This is a genomic window from Pseudomonas sp. RIT-PI-q, assembly GCF_001297125.1.
Taxonomy (GTDB): domain Bacteria; phylum Pseudomonadota; class Gammaproteobacteria; order Pseudomonadales; family Pseudomonadaceae; genus Aquipseudomonas.
Genome location: NZ_LHPC01000023.1, coordinates 98,484 through 116,792 on the forward strand (window position 1 = coordinate 98,484; position 18,309 = coordinate 116,792).

The 18,309-nt window shown below is 57.9% G+C and carries 16 protein-coding genes and 1 pseudogene; 12 read left to right on the top strand and 5 right to left on the bottom strand.

Features of this window, described 5'->3' with window-relative positions; all coding sequences use genetic code 11:
* The 3 genes from AEQ67_RS09360 (at window position 1) to AEQ67_RS09370 (ending at window position 3,074) form a co-directional block, all read left to right on the top strand.
* Window positions 1–1,176 (top strand): M20 aminoacylase family protein, encoded by a 1,176-nt coding sequence (locus AEQ67_RS09360; RefSeq protein ID WP_059403597.1) that lies wholly within the window; start codon window positions 1–3, stop codon window positions 1,174–1,176.
* A gap of 30 nt (window positions 1,177–1,206) precedes the next feature.
* Window positions 1,207–1,983 carry an ABC transporter substrate-binding protein gene (locus AEQ67_RS09365; RefSeq protein WP_059403598.1) on the top strand — a complete coding sequence of 259 codons (777 nt, stop codon included), beginning with the start codon at window positions 1,207–1,209 and terminating at the stop codon, window positions 1,981–1,983.
* 281 nt (window positions 1,984–2,264) lie between these two features.
* On the top strand, window positions 2,265–3,074 hold the full coding sequence (locus tag AEQ67_RS09370; protein WP_059403599.1) for a lytic transglycosylase domain-containing protein: 810 nt from the start codon (window positions 2,265–2,267) through the stop codon (window positions 3,072–3,074).
* 244 nt (window positions 3,075–3,318) lie between these two features.
* Here AEQ67_RS09370 and AEQ67_RS09375 read toward each other — a convergent pair whose 3' ends face one another.
* The 3 genes from AEQ67_RS09375 to AEQ67_RS09385 all read right to left on the bottom strand — a co-directional run bounded on the left by AEQ67_RS09375 (window position 3,319) and on the right by AEQ67_RS09385 (window position 5,720).
* Window positions 3,319–3,567 (bottom strand): hypothetical protein, encoded by a 249-nt coding sequence (locus AEQ67_RS09375; protein WP_082377803.1) that lies wholly within the window; start codon window positions 3,565–3,567, stop codon window positions 3,319–3,321.
* A 175-nt stretch (window positions 3,568–3,742) separates the two neighbouring features.
* Window positions 3,743–4,915 (bottom strand): PAS domain-containing sensor histidine kinase, encoded by a 1,173-nt coding sequence (locus AEQ67_RS09380; RefSeq protein WP_059403601.1) that lies wholly within the window; start codon window positions 4,913–4,915, stop codon window positions 3,743–3,745.
* Window positions 4,905–5,720 carry an alpha/beta fold hydrolase gene (locus AEQ67_RS09385; protein WP_059403602.1) on the bottom strand — a complete coding sequence of 272 codons (816 nt, stop codon included), beginning with the start codon at window positions 5,718–5,720 and terminating at the stop codon, window positions 4,905–4,907. Before AEQ67_RS09385 ends, AEQ67_RS09380 begins: the two co-directional genes overlap by 11 nt.
* A 337-nt stretch (window positions 5,721–6,057) precedes the next feature.
* Here AEQ67_RS09385 and AEQ67_RS09390 point away from each other — a divergent pair, with 337 nt between their 5' ends.
* From AEQ67_RS09390 to AEQ67_RS09425, 8 genes are all read left to right on the top strand, one after another.
* Window positions 6,058–6,930: a DNA/RNA non-specific endonuclease gene (locus tag AEQ67_RS09390; protein ID WP_059403603.1), complete on the top strand. Its 873-nt coding sequence runs from the start codon at window positions 6,058–6,060 to the stop codon at window positions 6,928–6,930.
* A gap of 222 nt (window positions 6,931–7,152) precedes the next feature.
* Window positions 7,153–8,811, top strand: a complete 1,659-nt coding sequence (gene mhpA, locus AEQ67_RS09395) for a bifunctional 3-(3-hydroxy-phenyl)propionate/3-hydroxycinnamic acid hydroxylase MhpA (RefSeq protein WP_059403604.1) — start codon at window positions 7,153–7,155, stop codon at window positions 8,809–8,811.
* A 2-nt stretch (window positions 8,812–8,813) separates the two neighbouring features.
* The gene (locus AEQ67_RS09400; RefSeq protein WP_059403605.1) at window positions 8,814–9,461 is read left to right on the top strand and encodes a TetR/AcrR family transcriptional regulator; all 648 of its coding nucleotides are present in this window, start codon (window positions 8,814–8,816) and stop codon (window positions 9,459–9,461) included.
* Between the two features lie 253 nt (window positions 9,462–9,714).
* Window positions 9,715–10,329 (top strand): TetR/AcrR family transcriptional regulator, encoded by a 615-nt coding sequence (locus tag AEQ67_RS09405; RefSeq protein WP_059403606.1) that lies wholly within the window; start codon window positions 9,715–9,717, stop codon window positions 10,327–10,329.
* An 86-nt stretch (window positions 10,330–10,415) separates the two neighbouring features.
* Window positions 10,416–11,507, top strand: a complete 1,092-nt coding sequence (locus tag AEQ67_RS09410) for a VOC family protein (protein WP_059403607.1) — start codon at window positions 10,416–10,418, stop codon at window positions 11,505–11,507.
* 175 nt (window positions 11,508–11,682) lie between these two features.
* Window positions 11,683–12,639, top strand: coding sequence for a fumarylacetoacetate hydrolase family protein (locus AEQ67_RS09415; protein ID WP_059403608.1), 957 nt, complete (start codon window positions 11,683–11,685; stop codon window positions 12,637–12,639).
* A 2-nt stretch (window positions 12,640–12,641) separates the two neighbouring features.
* A complete protein-coding gene (locus AEQ67_RS09420; RefSeq protein WP_059403609.1) occupies window positions 12,642–14,543 on the top strand; it encodes an acyl-CoA synthetase in 1,902 nt (633 codons plus the stop codon).
* A 152-nt stretch (window positions 14,544–14,695) separates the two neighbouring features.
* A complete protein-coding gene (locus AEQ67_RS09425; protein ID WP_059403610.1) occupies window positions 14,696–16,015 on the top strand; it encodes an outer membrane protein transport protein in 1,320 nt (439 codons plus the stop codon).
* Between the two features lie 80 nt (window positions 16,016–16,095).
* Here the strand turns inward: AEQ67_RS09425 and AEQ67_RS09430 are convergent, their stop codons facing one another.
* Both AEQ67_RS09430 and AEQ67_RS09435 read right to left on the bottom strand, forming a co-directional pair.
* Complete coding sequence (locus tag AEQ67_RS09430; protein ID WP_059403611.1) at window positions 16,096–16,632, bottom strand: AAA family ATPase; 537 nt, start codon at window positions 16,630–16,632, stop codon at window positions 16,096–16,098.
* Window positions 16,633–16,826: 194 nt separating this feature from the next.
* Window positions 16,827–17,207: pseudogene (locus AEQ67_RS09435) on the bottom strand (sensor histidine kinase); the annotation flags it as partial.
* A gap of 515 nt (window positions 17,208–17,722) precedes the next feature.
* Between AEQ67_RS09435 and AEQ67_RS09440 the strand changes: the two are divergent.
* Entirely contained in the window at window positions 17,723–18,082 is a 360-nt protein-coding gene (locus tag AEQ67_RS09440) for a DUF6124 family protein (RefSeq protein ID WP_059403613.1), read from the top strand.
* Window positions 18,083–18,309 lie beyond the last annotated feature (227 nt).

Consider the following 18,309-nt stretch of genomic DNA (forward strand, 5'->3'; position numbering starts at 1 on the left):
ATGTCCTCACCCATACCTGAACTGCTTGAAGTTCAAGATGAAATTCAGCAGATACGCCATTTGATTCACTCCCGTCCAGAGTTGGGCTACGAGGAGTACCTGACCAGCGATCTGGTGGCGGAACGGCTGACCTCATGGGGTTACGAAGTGACCCGAGGGATCGCCAAGACCGGCGTCGTCGCGGTGCTGACCCGAGGAAGCGGAACTCGCAAGATCGGGCTGCGTGCCGACATGGATGCCTTACCGATCCATGAAGACACGCACCTTCCCTATCGCAGCCAGGTCGACGGAAAAATGCATGCCTGTGGCCATGATGGCCATACGGCGATGCTGCTGGGGGCTGCCTATGCCCTGGCAAAGCGAAGTCTCTTCGATGGCACGCTCACCTTGATTTTTCAACCCGCGGAAGAAGGCTTGGCCGGGGCGCGCCAGATGATCAGGGAAGGCGTACTCGAGCAGTTTCCCTGTGACGCACTGTTCGCCCTGCATAACATGCCGGGCTACAAGACCGGGACCTTCGGTTTTCGTCCGGGCGCCTTCATGGCATCGGCCGATCAGGTCGATGTGACCATTCGGGGGAAGGGCGGGCATGGTGCGATGCCCCATCTGACCGTCGACCCGATCGTGGTGTGCGCAAGCATCATCATGGCCTTGCAGACGTTGGTCTCCAGAACCGTCTCTCCTCAGGAGATGAGTGTCATCACCGTGGGCGCGATCCATGCTGGTCGGGCGTCCAATGTGATCCCGGACAGCGCGCACATGCTCATCTCGGTGCGCGCGCTGAATCAGCAAGTTCGCGATCAGCTCGAGATCGATATCACTCGCGTGATCGAGTCGCAAGCGACCAGTTACGGCGCCACCGCAGAGATCAAATACAGCGCGGATTATCCCTTGCTGGTGAACGATCCCGCCGCGACGGCATTTGCCGCAAGCGTGGCGCGGGACTGGCTGGGCGATGCCGAGGTCCTGGAAAACGTCACCCCCTTTAACGGCAGCGAAGACTTCGCTTATTTCCTGCAGGAGCGGCCGGGCTGTTACCTGATTCTGGGCAATGGAGACGGGGAAGGGGGCTGCATGATCCATGATCCCCGATACGACTTTAACGACGAAATACTCATGCGCGGCGCGGAATATTGGGTCCGTCTGGCCGAGTGCTTTCTTAATAAAGATTCATGAAATATCAACCCCGTAGAGCGAGGCTTTGACATGAACAAGAAAGTTGCATCAGCACTTACCCTGGCATCCCTCTTCGTTGCACTCGGCGCCGAAGCCGAGCCCACTCTGAGGTTCGGTGTAGACCCAAGCTATCCGCCTTTCGAGAAGAAGATGCCTGATGGGTCCCTGAGTGGATTCGACATCGATCTCGGGGAGGCCATCTGCGCGAACCTGCAAGTCAAGTGCGTATGGGTCGAGCAGAACTTTGACTCCATGATCCCTGCGTTGAAGGCCAAGAAGTTCGACGCCATTCTCTCGGCATTCAGCGCTACGCCCGTGCGCCGTCAGCAGGTGGACTTCACCAACAAGATTTACGTGGCCCCGTCTGCATTGATTGCAAAAACCGATTCCGGGATTCTGCCGGATGACGACTCGTTGAAAGGCAAGTCGGTCGGGGTCATCCAGGGTTCATTGCAGGAAGCGTACGCAAAAAGCGTGTGGGCCCCGAAAGGCGCTCAAATTCAGTCTTACCAAACTCAGGATCAGATCTTTCAGGACCTGATCACAGGTCGCCTGCAAGCCTCTTTCCAGGCGGCGGTTCAAGGCGATATCGGTTTACTGCAAACGCCTCGAGGCACTGGTTACGCGTTTGCCGGGCCACCGATAACGGACAAGAGCATTATCGGAGACGGTGTCGCGATCGGCGTGCGAAAAGGTCAGGACGACCTGGTGCAGAAAATCAACGCGTCGATCGTCGCGATCCGGCAGTCAGGTGAATACGACAAAATCGCCAGCAGATACTTCAGCTTCAATGTCTACGGCGACTGATCCTGTCGCGCAAGAGCAGGCGGATATCCGGATGTTCGCCTGTTCCAGTTCCTCACCCATTGCTGAAACGGTATCGAAACGCGCCGCGTCGTGCGAGCAATCAGGCCTGCGCCTCGCCTGGGAACGCCGGCAGCCCGTACGTCAACGCAAGTTCCAAGGCCGGTTACAAGGGGTATAACTATCAGAACAAAAGGCGGGTCACCCAGAGTAGGCCCTTCAACGGCAGCGCCCGGGCCAGGCGCCCCAGGCCTGATCGGCGCCTGCGGCGCGGGAGCGATGTAATGAGTTCCAGAGCATGGCGATGGGCTCGCAAGAGCCTTCTTGGCTGCATGGAGCTGGCCTTGCTGGTCGCTCCACTGTGCGCCAGCGCCATGTTCAAGTGCCAAGCCAGGGACGGAGCCATCAGCTACACCAGCCAAGCCATCGCCAGCGCCCGCTGCACTCGCCTGAATGGCATGGCGGGCGCCGGTGTCGGCGGCGCCAACGCAATGGCCCTGCCACGGGTTGTGCAGGACGACAACTCAGGCGCGGTGCGGATTCGGGTGTGGACCTTCATCCACAAGGGTATTCGTCAATATGTGAGCCGGCGCCCCGTCGGGATCTCCGCACGGGTCGATGTCCTTGAGCTCTATTACATCAAGGGCTGCTATCTGTGCATGGCGCCGAAGGATTTCAAGGTCACCTCACTGCGCCTGGACACCCAATCCTATCGGCGGGAGATCGAAGCCGCTTCGAGTCAATATGGTGTCGACCGGGCGCTGGTCCGCGCCGTGATACATGCCGAATCGGCGTTTCGCCCCAATGCCATTTCCGAAGCCGGCGCCCAGGGGCTGAGGCAGTTGATGCCCGCCACTGCCGAGCGCTTCGCCGTGGACGATCCGTTTGACGCACGACAGAATATTCGTGGCGGCGTGCGCTACCTGGCCTGGCTCCTCAAGCGCTTCAACGGCAACCAGATGCTGGCGTTGGCAGGTTACAACGCCGGAGAAGCGTCCGTGGTCGAGTACAACGGGGTGCCTCCCTACGCCGAGACGCAATCCTACGTCACCCTCGTGCAGTCCTTGACCGAACGCTACCGCAACCATCGCTAGTACCGTAGGGCGCATAACCCACAATAGGTAATACGCCGGCCCCTCCACGGCGGATACCGCTGGCGCGTTATCCGCCCAACGAAAGCAATCAGGTTCCGCGCTCGATCAATACGCCGGGCGGGGAATGGCTCAACCGAACTTCCATGCTCACCGGTTGAATCCACAACCCATTGCTGCCGGTGGCGACATCGAAGGCATACAGCGTGAGAAAGCTAGGGCGTAAAGCCCTAGCGGATAGCAGATATCACTTTTTCTTTTTCGCCGGCTTGTCTGCCTTGTCTGATTTCTTGGCCTTTTCTGGCTTGCTATCAGCTTTTTTTGCAGATTTCTTTGGCTCGACATCTTTTTTCTTGTCTTTCTTGTCGGAAGATTTCGAAAGAGCCGACGCCGCCGCTGATTTCTTGACCGGTGATGACTTTTTGTCTTTCAAATCCTTGCTGGCTTTTGAAGACACACCTTTGCTTTGCTTCTCGTCTTTAGCCATGTTGACCACCTCTTGGAGTCTGCCGGTATTGGCACATTGCCTGTGGGAATCTCCACACGCTGATCATTAGGCGAGCGCGTCCAAAAGCCGTTCAAACTTTTTTGATGCGTCGAGATGGGTTTCGGCTGATACGTCGACAGGTACTGAAGGTTGGACGGTCTATTTCGCTGTCTGACCGAGGTTTTTAAATTTGGATGTTCGGAAAGTGGACATCGAACGTCGTGCCTTCCTCGGCGCTTGAGCTGACCGCCACGTCCCCGCCATGTGACCTGGCGATTTCCCTCACGATGAACAACCCGAGTCCTACGCTACGGGCGTCGCTGTCGGTCGTGCCACGGGTCATAGGCTCGAATAAGGTGGCCATCAGCGACGCTGGGATAACCGCACCTTGGTTATGCACCCACACAACGGCTTGATCCTCTTCGATACGTGAAGTAACGATGATCGGCTGTTTCAAATCACCATAAGCCACGCTGTTAGCCACCAGATTGCCAATAATCTGCTGCGCCCGATCCGCATCAAGGTAAGCACTGCCCGAGCCAACGCGTTGATGCAGCAATGTGGCCTCAGGAAACGTAATGCGCAGTTCGTCGACACTCAGGCTGACGAATGCGTGCAGGTCAACCGAAGCAGGCGTGATCGCAATCCCTCGTCCGACTCTGGCCAAGGTGAAGTCCAACAAGTCGGCAATCATCCGTTCGGCGCGGCTGGCCGACTGGCTGATGTGGCCGAGCATTTTGACGTGTTTGGCAGTGTGTTCGCCTCGGGCAAGGATGTCAGAGGCCATTTTTATCGCGGTCAGCGGGTTTTTCAGGTCGTGGCTGACGATGGCGACCATTTGTTCGGCGAACGTGGCACGACGTTTGGCTTTTTCGTAGGCCGTGTTCAGTTCGCGCTGGGCTTGCTGGAGCGCCGTTTCGGCGGCGGTTTTCTCCCGCAACAAGTCTTCGGCGATTTTTCGGGCACTGAGCAGTTCACGCTCGTACTTGTCGCGATCGGTGGTTCCGAACAGCGCCAACTCATAAAAGGCGCCGCTGGCATGCTCGCGTCTTACACCATTGAGCAGCATGGTCACGGAATGTTTGTCTTTGTGCACCAGATCGAGTTTCACCTCGGCCACAGAGCCTTGCATACGCATGAGTGGCGCCCAGTGGGTTTGATGAAAAATGCGGCCGCCCATGGTCAGCAGGTCCTGGAAACGCCGGCCGATCAACGCGTCGGAGTCGAAGCCTATCCAGTAACTGAACGTCAGGTTGGCGCGCAGGATCGTGCCGTCCTCTTTCGTCACCACCAGGCCGCAAGGAGCACCTTCAAATAGCGTTTGCGGGTCGGGCAGTGGCGGTTCATCAGTCGACATCAGTGCCCACCCACGGCGACAGGAAGCTGTCCATGGCTTCGGAACAGGCGCTCGGTGCGCTCATGTGTGGGCAATGACCGACGTTGGCCACTAAGCAGAGCGTGCTGTTGGGGAGTACAGCCTGCAAGTATTCACCCACGGCGACGGGCGCGATGAGATCGTCGGTGGATTGCAGGATCAGGGTGGGTGTGATCAGGCCCGCGACGTCCTTGCGGTTGTCCGACATGAATGTCACACGCGCGAATTGCTTGGCGATCTCGGGTTCGGTACGACAGAAACTGTTGGTCAGTTCTTCGCCCAGCGCCGGTTGCCCGGGCGCACCCATGATCACGGGGGCCATGGTGCTGGACCAGCCGAGGTAGTTGCTGTCGAGGGTGTCGAGCAGGGAATGGATGTCTTCGAGTTTGAATCCGCCCACGTAGTCGTCGGCGTCGATGTAGCAGGGCGAAGGGCCAATCATCACGTGAGCGGCAATTTTTCCGGGGGACTGGCGGTCCACCAAGGCACCAATCATGGCGCTAACGGAGTGGCCAACCAGAATGACCTCGCCAGTGCCGAACTCATCGATGATTTCGCCCAGGTCATGGGCATACCCGGCCAACGAGTTATATTTTTCCCGATCATACGCGTCCAGATCTGACTGGCCCGCACCGACAAGGTCATACAGTACAACCTTGAAGCGAGGGGTGAAGTGGTCGAGCAGATAACGCCACATGGTCTGATCGCAGCCAAAGCCGTGGGAAAAGATCAGTGTCGAAGGACCTTCACCCAGCACTTTTATGTTGTTGCGAGATTGAAGGTTCATGCGTGTCATCCCGGGCGTGCCGAAGGTGTTTTGGCTATCTTCGGCAGTGTAGATAGTGAGGGGGTGTGGTCACGTAGAATAGCTGGATGGGTATTCAACGTACATTGGCGAACAGAATGCCAACGCTGCTCGGCACTAAAGTCACTTCCAAGGGTCAGTAAATCCTGCGCGACCGTCAGGTCGTCCTGCACTGCGCGGACCAACTCCGCACCGGCAATCTGATCAAGGACAGTGAAAGCATGCTCGCCGCCATATAAACAGCAACCACCTCCAGAAGGTTCCGTGAATCGGGACTCGCCGTACGTTTATCCCTCAATCAAATTCGAAGACTTAAAGCATGCACCTACGCAAAATTGCAGTTGGGCTGTCGGCCCTTGTTTTGCTCTCGACCGGGGCCGAAGCCCGCAGTCTGCTGGATCTCCTGAAGCCGCCCGCCCAGCATCATGAACAAGCATCCCGTTCAGGCTCGATCAGCCAGAACGCGGCCTTGGACCTCTATTCAAACAAACAGAAACAGGCCTCGTTTGACGGCTGCGCGGATTTGTTTCCGGCAGCCAAACCGATCAACACGGCCACTGTGCCTGCAACCATGAAACCCCTTGCCCTGTGTTCCGATAACTTCGCGGTGCTGTACTCGCAAACCAGCAAGACGCCGCTGGTGGTGGTCGAACGCCTTAATGCAGCGCAACTGCAGGATGCCAAAGGGGAGGAGCGCACCAATCAATTCTATCCGGACCCACGCATCCCCAAGAGTGGGCGGGCAGAGTTGAGCGACTACCGTAGCCAGCATCCGGCCGTGGACCGTGGCCATCAATCCCCGGCGGCCGATGCACCGAACCCCAATGCGATGGCGCAATCCTTTGCGCTGTCGAACATGGTGCCGCAAGACCCGACCAACAATCGCAAGATCTGGAGCAAGGTCGAGTCTGATGTCAGGAAGTTTGCCAAGCGCGCCGATGGCAATGTGTTTGTCTTTACCGGCCCACTCTTTGACTCAGGCCACAACACCATTGGCGACAACAAGGTCTGGGTGCCGACCCGCCTGTTCAAGCTGGTTTACGACGCCTCGTCCCAACGGGCCTGGGCCTACGTATTGCCCAACGCAGAAACCCGTATTGAGAAACCGATGGACTACGACGCTTTCGTGAAAAGTACCGGGCTCAAATTGCTCGGGAATCTACCGGTCACGGGTTCCGTCGGGCGCTCTTGAGGGCGTCACTCCTCGAATGTCCTGCATTCATCGCTCCGGCCCGGACGCGATTCGCAAGCCCCTGACACCTTGGTATTTGCGCTCATCGTGGCCGGACGATGAGCTCTAAAAATTAATGACGTAAACATCAATATTGAAATTCGTCTCAATATTGAATACCTTGACCCTGCCTGACGCTGAGACCTGCGCGCCTCACGACTTCAATCACAACAAGGGCTCGAGATGAACAACAACAAGAAAGTTTCCCAATTGCCTCCCTCCGTCGTCGACGTGCTGGTCGTCGGTAACGGGCCGGTAGGTGCAACAATCGCGGCGCTGCTCGGCCGCTATGGGGTAACGACCCTGGTGCTGGACAAGGCCCACGAGGTCGTACTGATGCCTCGCGCCATTGCCCTGGACAACGAGGCGCTGCGTATCCTGCAACTCGCCGGTTTGTCGGAAGACGCTTTCGAGAAAATCGTTATCCCTGAAGTGAAAATGCACTCCCCGGTACTCGGGCAGTTCGGTCGCGCCAATACTGAGGGGTGCATCGACGGCCATCCGAAACTGGTGACGTTCTATCAACCCGACCTCGAACACGCGATGCGCAGTCAGGTCTCCCGGCTGAAGTCAGTGACCAGTCTTGGTGGTTTCGAGCTTGAGAGCCTGGTCGAGGAGCCGGATGGCGTCGTCGCCTCCGTGCGGGATCAGAATGGGCAATCGCATGCTGTTCGCGCCCAGTATATGGTCGGTGCGGATGGCGCAAGCTCCAGGGTCAGGGCACTGATTGGCCAGGAGTTCGAAGGGCAGACCTATGCGGAGGATTGGCTGATTGTCGATGTCATGAATCGGCATCAATCAGCGATTGATCACATTGAGTTTCTCTGCAATCCGCGGCGCCCGACGCCGCACATGCCGGCGCCCGGCGGCAGGGAGCGTTGGGAGTTCATGCTGCAACCCGGTGAATCCCGGGAAGAGCTGGAAAGCCCGGAAAGCATCGCCCGGTTAATCGCACCATGGATCAACCCGCAGGAGTTGCAAATCGAGCGCAAGGCGGTGTATCGATTCCACGCGCGCTGTTGCAATAGATTCAGCAAGGGACGCGTCTTCCTCGCCGGCGACGCGGCGCACATCACCCCACCCTTTGTCGGGCAAGGCCTCGTCGCGGGACTTCGCGACGGTGCCAACCTTGCCTGGAAACTGGCCTGGGTCCTTCGCGGTCATGCCGCGCCGGCAATACTCGATACCTATGACGTAGAGCGCCGCCCCCATGCCCAGGCGATGATCAATCTGGCGAAACTCATGGGCCGAATGGTGATGCCCAAGAACAAGCTCGCCGCGTTCTTTATCCACGGCCTGATGCGCACGCTGGCGTTGACTGCCGCTACCAGGAAGTACTTCGAACAGTTGGACATCAAGCCGAAGAACACTTTCAAGCACGGTCTATTCGTGCAGCATCGTCGGGGCGACACGCTGGTACGTGGCAGCCTGTTTCCCCAAACCTGGATTCGCAACATGCAAAAGCAGATCAAACTGAGCGACGATGCACTGGGAGACAACCTGACCCTGGTTGGATTCGGCGTTGACCCGTTGTCACTGTTAACCACTGATCAGATCGTTTCCTGGGAAAAGATGGGCGGTCACTTCCTGGAAGTCAGAACACGCGGACAACGCTCCGGCGGCCGCTGTGACTTCATCGAAGACATGAACCATGACATCCTGCCGCTGGCCCCTAAAGGAACGCTCGTCGCGGTTCGCCCCGACCGTATCATCATGCACCACGCCCCTGGCGCAGAGGCAGCCAGTCTCCTGCGTGACTGCCGGGCGCTGCTGGTTAGCGAAGACACCACGCCTGACAGCGTTTCCGTTACCATCAACGAGCCCACTCGATTACGAGCTTGATCATGCATTCCCCCAATCTTCCTTTAGAAGCGACTGCGCCAGAACCTCTCACGAGAGGCCACAAGAAACGTGAGCGCACCCGCCGCGGCCTGGTGGACGCGGCATTGCGACTTGTCGCACGTAAGGAAGTGGGGGAGATCGCATTGCTCGAGGTCGCCGCGGAAGCCGCGGTGTCCAACGGCACCATCTACAACTATTTTCGAACGCGCGACGAAGTACTGGAAGCGGTGGGCATCGCCATGGCCGCCGAGTTTTCTGACGCCATTTCTGTCTTGAACGCGGACGTACAGTGTGGCGCGCAGCGGCTTTCGATTGGCGTACGCATGTTTGTGTGCCGGGCCGCCGCTGACCATCAGTGGGCCAATGCGCTGCTGCGCATCATCCATTTCGACCAGGCAATGCGCTCGCGTCTGGCTGGCCATGTACTGGGCGATCTGCGTGACGGGCTGCGTGCGGGCATTTTTGCTTACGTGGACGAAGGGGTGGCCTTGGACATGGTATTGTCATGCACCACCGGCGCCATGCGCGCTGTTGTCGAGGGGCGTGCAGTGGCGGAGCACGATCTGCGGATCGCCGAAATGGTTCTCCAGGCGCTGGGCGTAACACCTGCCAAAGCCAGGAAAATCGCCGGAAAACCGCTACCCGCCTGATCCCCGCGACCTCCTTTTTGCACACGCCACCGGTGCCCATCGGTGGCCCTGTGCGCCATTTCGACAGGTTATTGAACACTAGTGTTCATTTATGATGGTGCGCCGATCCCGCGATTGATCCTGCCATGCCCGTAAAAGAATCAAAATATAACGGTTTCAATCGAAATTAGCCGACTCGATCAAAAAAACGCTGTTGACTAAAAATGAACACGCGTGTTCAATTGACCCATGAGGTAATCCTGGAGAGAGAACCGTGCAATCCCTGAATCCAACACAGCGCCGCATTCATCAAGCCGCCTTTCGCCTGTTCGCTGAGAGAGGCACCTCGCAAGTGAACATTCTCGACCTCGCACAAGAGGCCGGCGTGGCGCGCGGAACGGTCTATAGCAACATCGAGAGCATGGAAAACCTGTTCGAGACGGTCGCCAGCCATCTGGCGAGGGAGATGCATGAGCGCGTCAACAAGAGCTTCAATGCCCTCTCTGATCCGGCTCAGCGCCTTGCCAATGGCATTCGATTCTTCATTCGTCGAGCGCACGAAGACTCTCAGTGGGGCGCATTCATCCATAAATTCGCCATGAGCAATGCTTCGTTGCGCGAGATGTTCAGCAGCCAGGCGACGGCGGATCTTCTGAGCGGGCTTTCCACTGGGCGCTACACCTTTCAGCAGGAGCAATTGCTCTCGGTACTGACGTTGATATCGAGCAGCGTGCTGGGCTCTATTTTCCTGGTACTGGAAGGTCACCGAACGTGGCGTGAATCGGGCTCTGACACCGCCGAGCTGATATTGCGGGCATTGGGTGTATCACCAGAAGAGGCGCGTGCGCTGGCGACCAACGAGTTGCCGGCACTTCCGTCTCTCGACTGAATTCGTAACTGACTCAACTAGACAAGCCCCTGATTTTTTCAGGGGTTCGGGACCGCTTTGCCCTAAAAACCCGGATAACAAGAACAATGAACAACAAAAACGAATTGCACCGGTTGGCGACACCACAACCCGCGCGGCATTTGCAGCCGACGGTGAAGGCCCAGGACCTGACTCACCTGATCTTTCAACGCCCGGACTTGAATGAGGCGGCGCGCTTCCTGACCGACTTCGGCCTGACGGTCAGTCGGCAGGACGCCGATACGCTCTATCTACGAGCCACTGATGCCACGTCCTATTGCTACCGTGTGCATCGTGCCGATTCTGCACGTTTTATCGGGTTCGGACTTGCCGTGCCGTCTCTGGACGATCTGGAAAAACTCACTCGAATCCCGGGTGCGTCATCGATAGAAAAGTCGGAGCATCCTGGCAAAGGGTACTACGTCAGATTGACCGATCCGTCCGGCTTCATTGTGGAAGCCGTTTGCGACCAGACGCCAGGCAAGACGCTGGCCCATAGAGCGCCTCTGCACTGGAATCTGGCGCACGAGCAACCGCGAATCAACGCCACGCAACGCCCGCCGATTGCTCCCCCTGAAGTTCTCAGACTGGGCCATATCGTCATTGAAGTGGCCGACTACCAGGCGACCTGTGCCTGGTATACCCAGCATTTCGGGTTTATTCCCAGCGATGTGCAGGTGCTTCCCGATGGCACGCCTATCGTCACTTTCATGCGCCTCGATCTCGGTGACAGGCCGGCTGATCACCACACATTGGCGATAGCGCAAGGGTTCATGGCGACCTACAGCCATAGCGCCTATGAGGTCGTCGATGCCGACGCAGTGGGCATGGGGCAGCGGGTCCTGCGAGAGCGGGGCTGGGAGCACTCATGGGGAATCGGCCGGCACATCCTGGGCAGTCAGATCTTCGATTATTGGCAAGACCCATGGGGCGATAAGCACGAGCATTACTGCGACGGCGATATTTTCACGGCCACTCGGCCGACGGGCATCCATCCCGTGAGCCCCGAAGCAATGGCGCAGTGGGGGCAGCGCATGCCCAAGCGTTTTACAAAACCCAAGATGAGCTTCAACAACCTGCGAGCGCTGATCCTCAACCTGCGCCGCAGCCCCGACTTGACCATTCGCAAGTTGATAACACTCATGCGGATGTTCGGGTAGAGCTGCCGCCATGTCGGGCAACTCAACCCAGTATGGCCGGCGGGATGTGCTTAAAGCCGGCGCCGTGATCGCCGGCGGCTCGTTGGTTTACAGCATTGCCAGCCCCCCCGCAGAACAACACCACAGTTCCCACGCCACCGAACGCGGGACAAACGCCGCTCCAGGAGTCCCTTCAATGTCTGCTGTACACGTAGTCCGCTTTGAATTTGAGAACGGTATCCACTGGGGCGTGCTTCGCCAGGGCCGTATCACGGTCATCCCCGGTGTTTTTGAAACCACCGGTGATTTCATTCGCCAGAACAGTATCGACGACCTCGCTGTATTGAAAGGCTCGGAGCTTGCGGAGGGCGAAGTCAAACTGCTGTCGCCGGTGACCCGTAACCAGCAGTTCGTCTGCCAGGGTGCCAACTACCGTCAGCACATGATCGAGTCCGGCATGGACCCGGATGCGAAGAAATTCAACATGATCTTCACCAAGGCGACCAGTTGCCTGGTGGCGGCTGACAGCGACCTGATCAAGCCGCGCCACGTGCGCTTCCTTGACTACGAAATCGAACTGGGGCTTGTGATGAAGCGCCCGATCACTGGCGCGATTGCTGTCACCGACGCCAATCTGCACGAGTTCATTGCCGGCGTCGTCATTGTCAATGACTACTCGGCGCGTGACATTCAGATTCCCCAGATGCAGTTCTACAAGGGCAAGAGCTATCGCACGTTCGGCCCGGTCGGCCCGTACCTCTGCCTTCTGGATGCCAAGGACATGCATTACCTCAAGGCACTGCAGCTGAAGTTGACGGTCAACGGCCAGGTGCGACAAGAGGACAGCACGGCCAACCTGGTTTACGGCCCCGCTGAAACCCTTATCGAGCTTTCCGCTTTGCAAGATCTCGACGCTGGAGACCTGATCGCTACCGGTACGCCTGCGGGATGCGCGCTGACCATCCCTTCGCCTGCTAAACAGCGCATTGCGGCCCTGATGCCAGAAGCCACCAAGTGGAAGCTTTTCCTCAAGGCGCAAGAGGGCCGGACGCAGTACCTCAAGGCCGGTGACGTGGTCGAGGCGCGCATTCGTAGCACCGATGGCGTGATCGATCTCGGCGTGCAACGCAACCGAGTCGTAGAGGAAGCCTGACGATGAGCGTGCGATCGCTGAACGACATTGAACATATCGAGCGGGTCCCGTTGGCGGAGCGTGGCTTGGCATCAAGCACCTATGAAGCGCTGACACGGACTGCCGAGCTTAGCCCCAACGCGCCTGCACTGAGTTTCTTCGCCGACGCCACGAGCTTCACAAACACTCACCACTGGACCTACTCCGAACTCGTCGAAGAGATCACCCGCGCGGCGAATGCCTTCCACGACTTGGGCATCAACCCGGCTGAAGTGCTGGCCTTCATCTTGCCCAACTTGCCGGAAACCCACTTCACCATCTGGGGGGGAGAAGCGGCGGGGATCGTCCTGGCGGTCAATCCGCTGCAAGAGGGCAAGCAGAAAGCGGCCCTGTTGCGCGCCGCCAAAGCCAGCGGGGGGGGGGCGCTCGCACCGACGCCGGGCAGCGACCTGTGGCCCAAACTGGCCTCGCAGCTGGATCAGCTTCCCGAGATCAAGCACGTGGTCTGGGTTGGCATGGAACCCTATGTTGATGTTGCTCAACGTGAATACCTTGAGTCCCTGGCAGAGAAAGAACGAGGGTTGCACAGGGGGGCCACGATTCACCCATTACGCACGTTGATGGACGCTCAGCCAGGCACGCATTTGAAGAGTGCCCGGCTGTTCCGCCCTGAGGATCGTTCCTCTTACTTCTGCACTGGCGGTACTACCGGGCTGCCCAAGATTGCGATGCGTACCCATGGGGCGGAAGTCTTCAACGCGTGGGCCATGGCCGCGCACATGCAACCCCGTGGCAGTGGCCAGGTCATTTTCTGTGGGCTGCCGCTGTTCCACGTCAATGCACAGCTGGTGACAGGCCTGATGCCTTGGACCCAAGGTGATCATGTCATTCTCGGCACGCCGCAGGGTTATCGCGGTGAGGGTGTGCTCCCACGCTTCTGGGAGATGGTCGAGCACTTCGGCATCAACTTCTTCTCCGGCGTTCCAACCGTGTTTTCCGCACTGTTGCAAAACGAGCTGGAAGGCCGCGACCTGTCCAGCCTTCGATATGCCATGTGTGGTGCCGCGCCGATGCCGGTCGAACTTTTCCGGGAGTTCGAAGGCCGGACCGGGGTGAAGATCCTCGAAGGCTATGGACTCACGGAAGGCGCATGCGTCTCCTCGGTTAACCCGCCCCATGGCGAGCGCTACATCGGCTCCATCGGGTTACGGATTGCCTACCAGGACATGCGCGCCGTCATGCTCGATGAAACGGGAGAGTACCTGCGCGACGCCGACATCAACGAAATTGGCCTGATCACCATCACGGGTCCGAACCTGTTCGAGGGTTACGTTGAACAAAGCCACAACCGGGGCCTGTGGATCAACATCAACGGTCAGCGCTGGCTGAATACAGGGGATCTGGGGCGCCAGGATGAAAAGGGCTATTTCTGGCTGACCGGGCGCAAAAAGGAGCTGATCATCCGCGGTGGCCACAATATCGATCCCAAGCAAATCGAGGAGGCTTTGCAGGCCCATCCAGCGGTGGCGTTGGCGGCGGCCATCGGCAGCCCGGACGCCTATTCGGGTGAAGTGCCGGTCGCCTACGTGCAACTGCGCCCCGGCCACGTCAGCACCATTGAAGAACTTGAGCAGTTTGCTCAGCGCCACATCAGTGAGCGGGCGGCCATTCCCAAGCGGATCGAAATCCTCGAAGCACTGCCATTGACGGCGGTCGGCAAAATCTTCAAGCCCGCCTTGCAGCAGCGCGAGGTGTCCCGAGTAGTTCGCCAGGAAGTGGAACGCATGTGTCTGAAAGACATTGCGGTCGAGGTGATTCAGCATGAACAACGTGGGTTAGTCGCGTGCATTCGGGCCGGGAGAGATCAAGAGTCCCTGGCCCTTCTTCTTGGTCGCTATAGCTTTCAAGTGGAGTGGCTCAAATGATCCTGACTTCGTAAGTTCGGCACCTCAGCCCTGGTAGTTGTCAGCCAGGGCCTTTTTCACAACTTCGATCAACTTCAGCCGGCACTGCCAAGTGCACCGGAAGGCAAAGCTTTGCCTGCGCACCAATCAATAAAAACAATACGAGGTGGGAAATGAAACTGAGCAACCGTGCAACCCCGTGTCTCTTCGCTGTGCGAGAAATGTCTTCCTGGATCACATTCGCAGGGGCCGCGGCAATACTCAGCGCCTCCACCAGCGCGGGCGCCAATGGCATTGCCTTGAACGAACAAAGTGCAAGCAGTGCGGGAACTGCTTATGCGGGAAGGTCGTCTTCCGCGCTGGACGCCAGCACTATCTTTGGCAACCCGGCGGGCTTGACCAAATTGAAGCGTAGTGAGATTTCCGGCGGCGCCGCGATCGTCTCGGTGAGCGACGACATCAGTGATGCGCAGAGCAGTGCCCCAGGAACGAATAAAGGGGACTCAGTCCCTCTGGGGGTTGTGCCTTTCGCCTATATGTCGACGCCGCTTGATGATCGTTTTTCGATTGGCCTGGGTCTCTATGCGCCGAGTGGTCTGATCAATGATTACGAGAGCAGATTTCAGGGCCGTTACCATGGTTCCTATAGCACGACCAAGGAAATAACCCTTCAGCCCACCATTGCCTGGCGGATCAATGATTACGTGTCCATTGGTGGTGGGCCGACCCTGAACCGTTTTAACGCAAAACTTCAGAATTACCTGGCCACCGGCGCCCTGAACAACGGTGAGGACACACTCGTCACCATCAAAGGCGATGACACGGCACTTGGCTACAACGTCGGCATCTTGATTGACTTTACTGAGGCAACGAGTTGGGGGATTAACTATCACTCGAAGGTGGACTATGAACTTCAAGGGCATACCGAAGTTTCCGGCTCCCCGAGTGTTATCCCGCTGGACGGAAAATATGACAACAAGATAGACCTCACCATGCCCGAATCCGTGGACACCTCTATCACCCATCATTTCAACAGTCGCTGGACGGGCTACCTGGGGACCACCTGGAAACGCTGGAGCCGGATCCAGAAGGTCGAGGCCGTCAACAGCGGTCTTTCCCCGGTGGGCCAGGCGGCAGGTATGGGAAGTGTGATCGAAGAAATGAACTGGCGTGACACGTGGAGCACCGCCGTTGGCGCCGCCTATCAAGTGAACCCACAATGGCTGCTGCGCGCAGGCTACGCCTATGATCCGTCGCCCATTAGAAATGCCGATCGCAGCGTGCGCATTCCGGTCGGGAATCGACAAGCCGTGACGTTGGGCGGCGCTTATTCGCCGAGTTCCGATCTGACGATAGACTTCGCTTACGGTTATCTCTGGGATTCCAAAGTCTCGGTAAAACAGGCGAACAACTCCGGGATTCAACCGGAATACAGTGCCCAATACGATAACAGCGCGAATGGAATTTCAGTGCAGGCAACCTATCGGTACTGATCGGGACGACTCCCATTTTACGCTGAAGACTTTGCCGATCAGCTTATGGCCAAGGAGGGGTCCTAAGCTGATCGGGGAATTTATTCAAGACAGCCACCAGACGTCGCGGACAAACTATCGAGAAATTCGCCAATCTGCCGGGGACCGCGCAAGTGCACCACAGGAATCTGCGGGCCTGTCGCCAGGCGCACCGCTTCGATTCCCGGGCGGTAGCCACGATCGAAAGTCCACACGAAGTTCAGGAAGGTCAGGAACGCTCGATCGAGCTTTTCTGTACAACCGATGGCAAGGTCAGGCCGAGGACGGTTCATGACACTGCGCATGATCACTCGGGTGAAACAGGTGAGCCGTGGCGTGTCGAGCCAGATGATCAAGTCGGCGCGGGGCAGGCGAAGGTCGAAGGTGCGCCGGGCATAGTTGCCTTCACACACCCAGGTCGCCGGTGCGATGGCTTCGCGGACCCGCGCGCGGAATTGCTCGGCGTCGGGTTCGACCCAGCCGGGCTCCCAGAACAGTGTGTCGAGGTGCACCACGGGCACGCTCAGGCGTTTGCCGAGGGCGCGAGCGAGGGTGGATTTGCCGCTGCCGGCATTGCCCAGAATTACAATCCGTTGCATGAAGACGTCCTGTCGCGAAAAAAGCCGGCAATTGTGCAGGTTTTTGATCGCCAATCAAAGGCTGCACGATAGGCACTAAACATTTGTCGCAATCGGATTAACCCGTTCAACGATTCAGGGAGATCAGCTATTGAGCTCCATCATCATCGGAGCAATCGTATTCGCCTGCCTGTTCGCTGCTCTGGAGAGTCAAGTCAGCCCTTCGCCGGGGGGTTAGCGCTGGCCTGTTTCAACGCTACCGACACACATAATCCGCTCTTCGTCATCTCATCCGAACAACTCAATCGAACGCATGCTCCCGTACGATCGGCTATTGCTTTGACGATCGACAAACCTAACCCGGACCCTGCTTCATCGGTTCCCAGGCAGCGATAAAACGGATCGAACACGCGCGATTGTTCCTCTGCCGTGATGCCTGGGCCTGAGTCCTTGACCTGCAGGATTGCAGTTTCTTGCGTCAGCTCGACGCAAAGGTCGATCCGTCCGCCATGGGGCGTGTAACGGATGGCGTTATCCACCAGATTCTTGACCACGATTAACAGGTCCATTTCGTTGAGGGTGACAAGCTTGTCTTTGGTATCGAAGGCCTGGTCTGGAGCCTGTGTATTACAGGCATAGGTTTGCCGATTGCGGGCATGCAATGGGTCCAGCGCTACGTTAAAAGTCGATCGTAACAACGGATTTTTAACGAGGCTTTCACCGCCTGTAGGACGCGCGCCTACGATCAATAAACATCGCTTGAGCGTGCTTGTTTAAACGCTCTCAAGGTTACTTCCTGAAAGCTACAAGACCTTGCGTCGTTGCCTACGAGTACGCCAGAATCCGCCGGCTTGTGCGCTTTGGGGCCCGTCGGTAACTTGAGTCCTGTCACTGCCTATCAGTGATCGGGTTTAGCGGCCCGTGGATAGTTAGAGAGTTGCACAAGCTCTGTCAGTCAGGCATTCCCATGCTTGCACTTGATGGTAGCTGTGCGCAGGGCGTCTTCGGACGCGCCGGCTTTGCTAGCTTCCCCGGTCTGCTAACCTGCGTACAGCTGCCTCCCTCTCGTTTAGCAGCACGAGGGTAGGCACCCCATTAGAGAAGCCAGCTTATGAAAAAGCCTACACCCAACCCACCGGAAACCGATCCGGTTTCCCCGTACGAACCCGGTTCGAAAAAACTCAACGACGCCGCCGAAGCTGCCCTCGATTTCCACTTCGCATCAATTGCCGACATCAAAGCCACACCGCGCACACCCAACAAGGGTTTTTCCGTCGACCCAGAGAGCGATACCGAATCCCTCGTGGTTTATCTGGTCGAGACGCTGGCCGCGGTCGATGTGATGGTTCATCAGTTGGTGGATCACCTGGACGGTGAGTCGCGCTATGTGCTGTTGGGGATTTCCAACAGCATTATGCTGGCCGAGATCACGGCCAATCGAGTGCTGGATCAAATCGACCCGCCGGAGTAGTCGCTCGCACACTTCACCCAAAAACAGGTGACGGGTATCGAAAACGCAACCCCTGTAGCAGCTGGCGAAGCCTGCGTCCGGCTGCGCAGCAGTCGTAAAGTCAGCCTGTGCGGTGCGTCAGACCTACCGCGCACTCAGGGTTTACGACTGCTGCGCAGCCGGACGCAGGCTTCGCCAGCTGCTACAGGGGGCGTGTCGGCGCTGGCTCGCCTGGCCGGGGACGTCAC

Excerpts from the sequence above, each read along its gene's own strand:
- AEQ67_RS09380 (WP_059403601.1), bottom strand. The coding sequence starts at position 4,915 with ATGTCGACTGATGAACCGCCACTGCCCGACCCGCAAACGCTATTTGAA.
- AEQ67_RS09400 (WP_059403605.1), top strand. The coding sequence starts at position 8,814 with ATGCATTCCCCCAATCTTCCTTTAGAAGCGACTGCGCCAGAACCTCTC.
- mhpA (WP_059403604.1), top strand. The coding sequence starts at position 7,153 with ATGAACAACAACAAGAAAGTTTCCCAATTGCCTCCCTCCGTCGTCGAC.
- AEQ67_RS09440 (WP_059403613.1), top strand. The coding sequence starts at position 17,723 with ATGAAAAAGCCTACACCCAACCCACCGGAAACCGATCCGGTTTCCCCG.
- AEQ67_RS09420 (WP_059403609.1), top strand. The coding sequence starts at position 12,642 with ATGAGCGTGCGATCGCTGAACGACATTGAACATATCGAGCGGGTCCCG.
- AEQ67_RS09410 (WP_059403607.1), top strand. The coding sequence starts at position 10,416 with ATGAACAACAAAAACGAATTGCACCGGTTGGCGACACCACAACCCGCG.
- AEQ67_RS09430 (WP_059403611.1), bottom strand. The coding sequence starts at position 16,632 with ATGCAACGGATTGTAATTCTGGGCAATGCCGGCAGCGGCAAATCCACC.
- AEQ67_RS09390 (WP_059403603.1), top strand. The coding sequence starts at position 6,058 with ATGCACCTACGCAAAATTGCAGTTGGGCTGTCGGCCCTTGTTTTGCTC.
- AEQ67_RS09360 (WP_059403597.1), top strand. The coding sequence starts at position 1 with ATGTCCTCACCCATACCTGAACTGCTTGAAGTTCAAGATGAAATTCAG.
- AEQ67_RS09415 (WP_059403608.1), top strand. The coding sequence starts at position 11,683 with ATGTCTGCTGTACACGTAGTCCGCTTTGAATTTGAGAACGGTATCCAC.
- AEQ67_RS09425 (WP_059403610.1), top strand. The coding sequence starts at position 14,696 with ATGAAACTGAGCAACCGTGCAACCCCGTGTCTCTTCGCTGTGCGAGAA.
- AEQ67_RS09365 (WP_059403598.1), top strand. The coding sequence starts at position 1,207 with ATGAACAAGAAAGTTGCATCAGCACTTACCCTGGCATCCCTCTTCGTT.
- AEQ67_RS09385 (WP_059403602.1), bottom strand. The coding sequence starts at position 5,720 with ATGAACCTTCAATCTCGCAACAACATAAAAGTGCTGGGTGAAGGTCCT.
- AEQ67_RS09370 (WP_059403599.1), top strand. The coding sequence starts at position 2,265 with ATGAGTTCCAGAGCATGGCGATGGGCTCGCAAGAGCCTTCTTGGCTGC.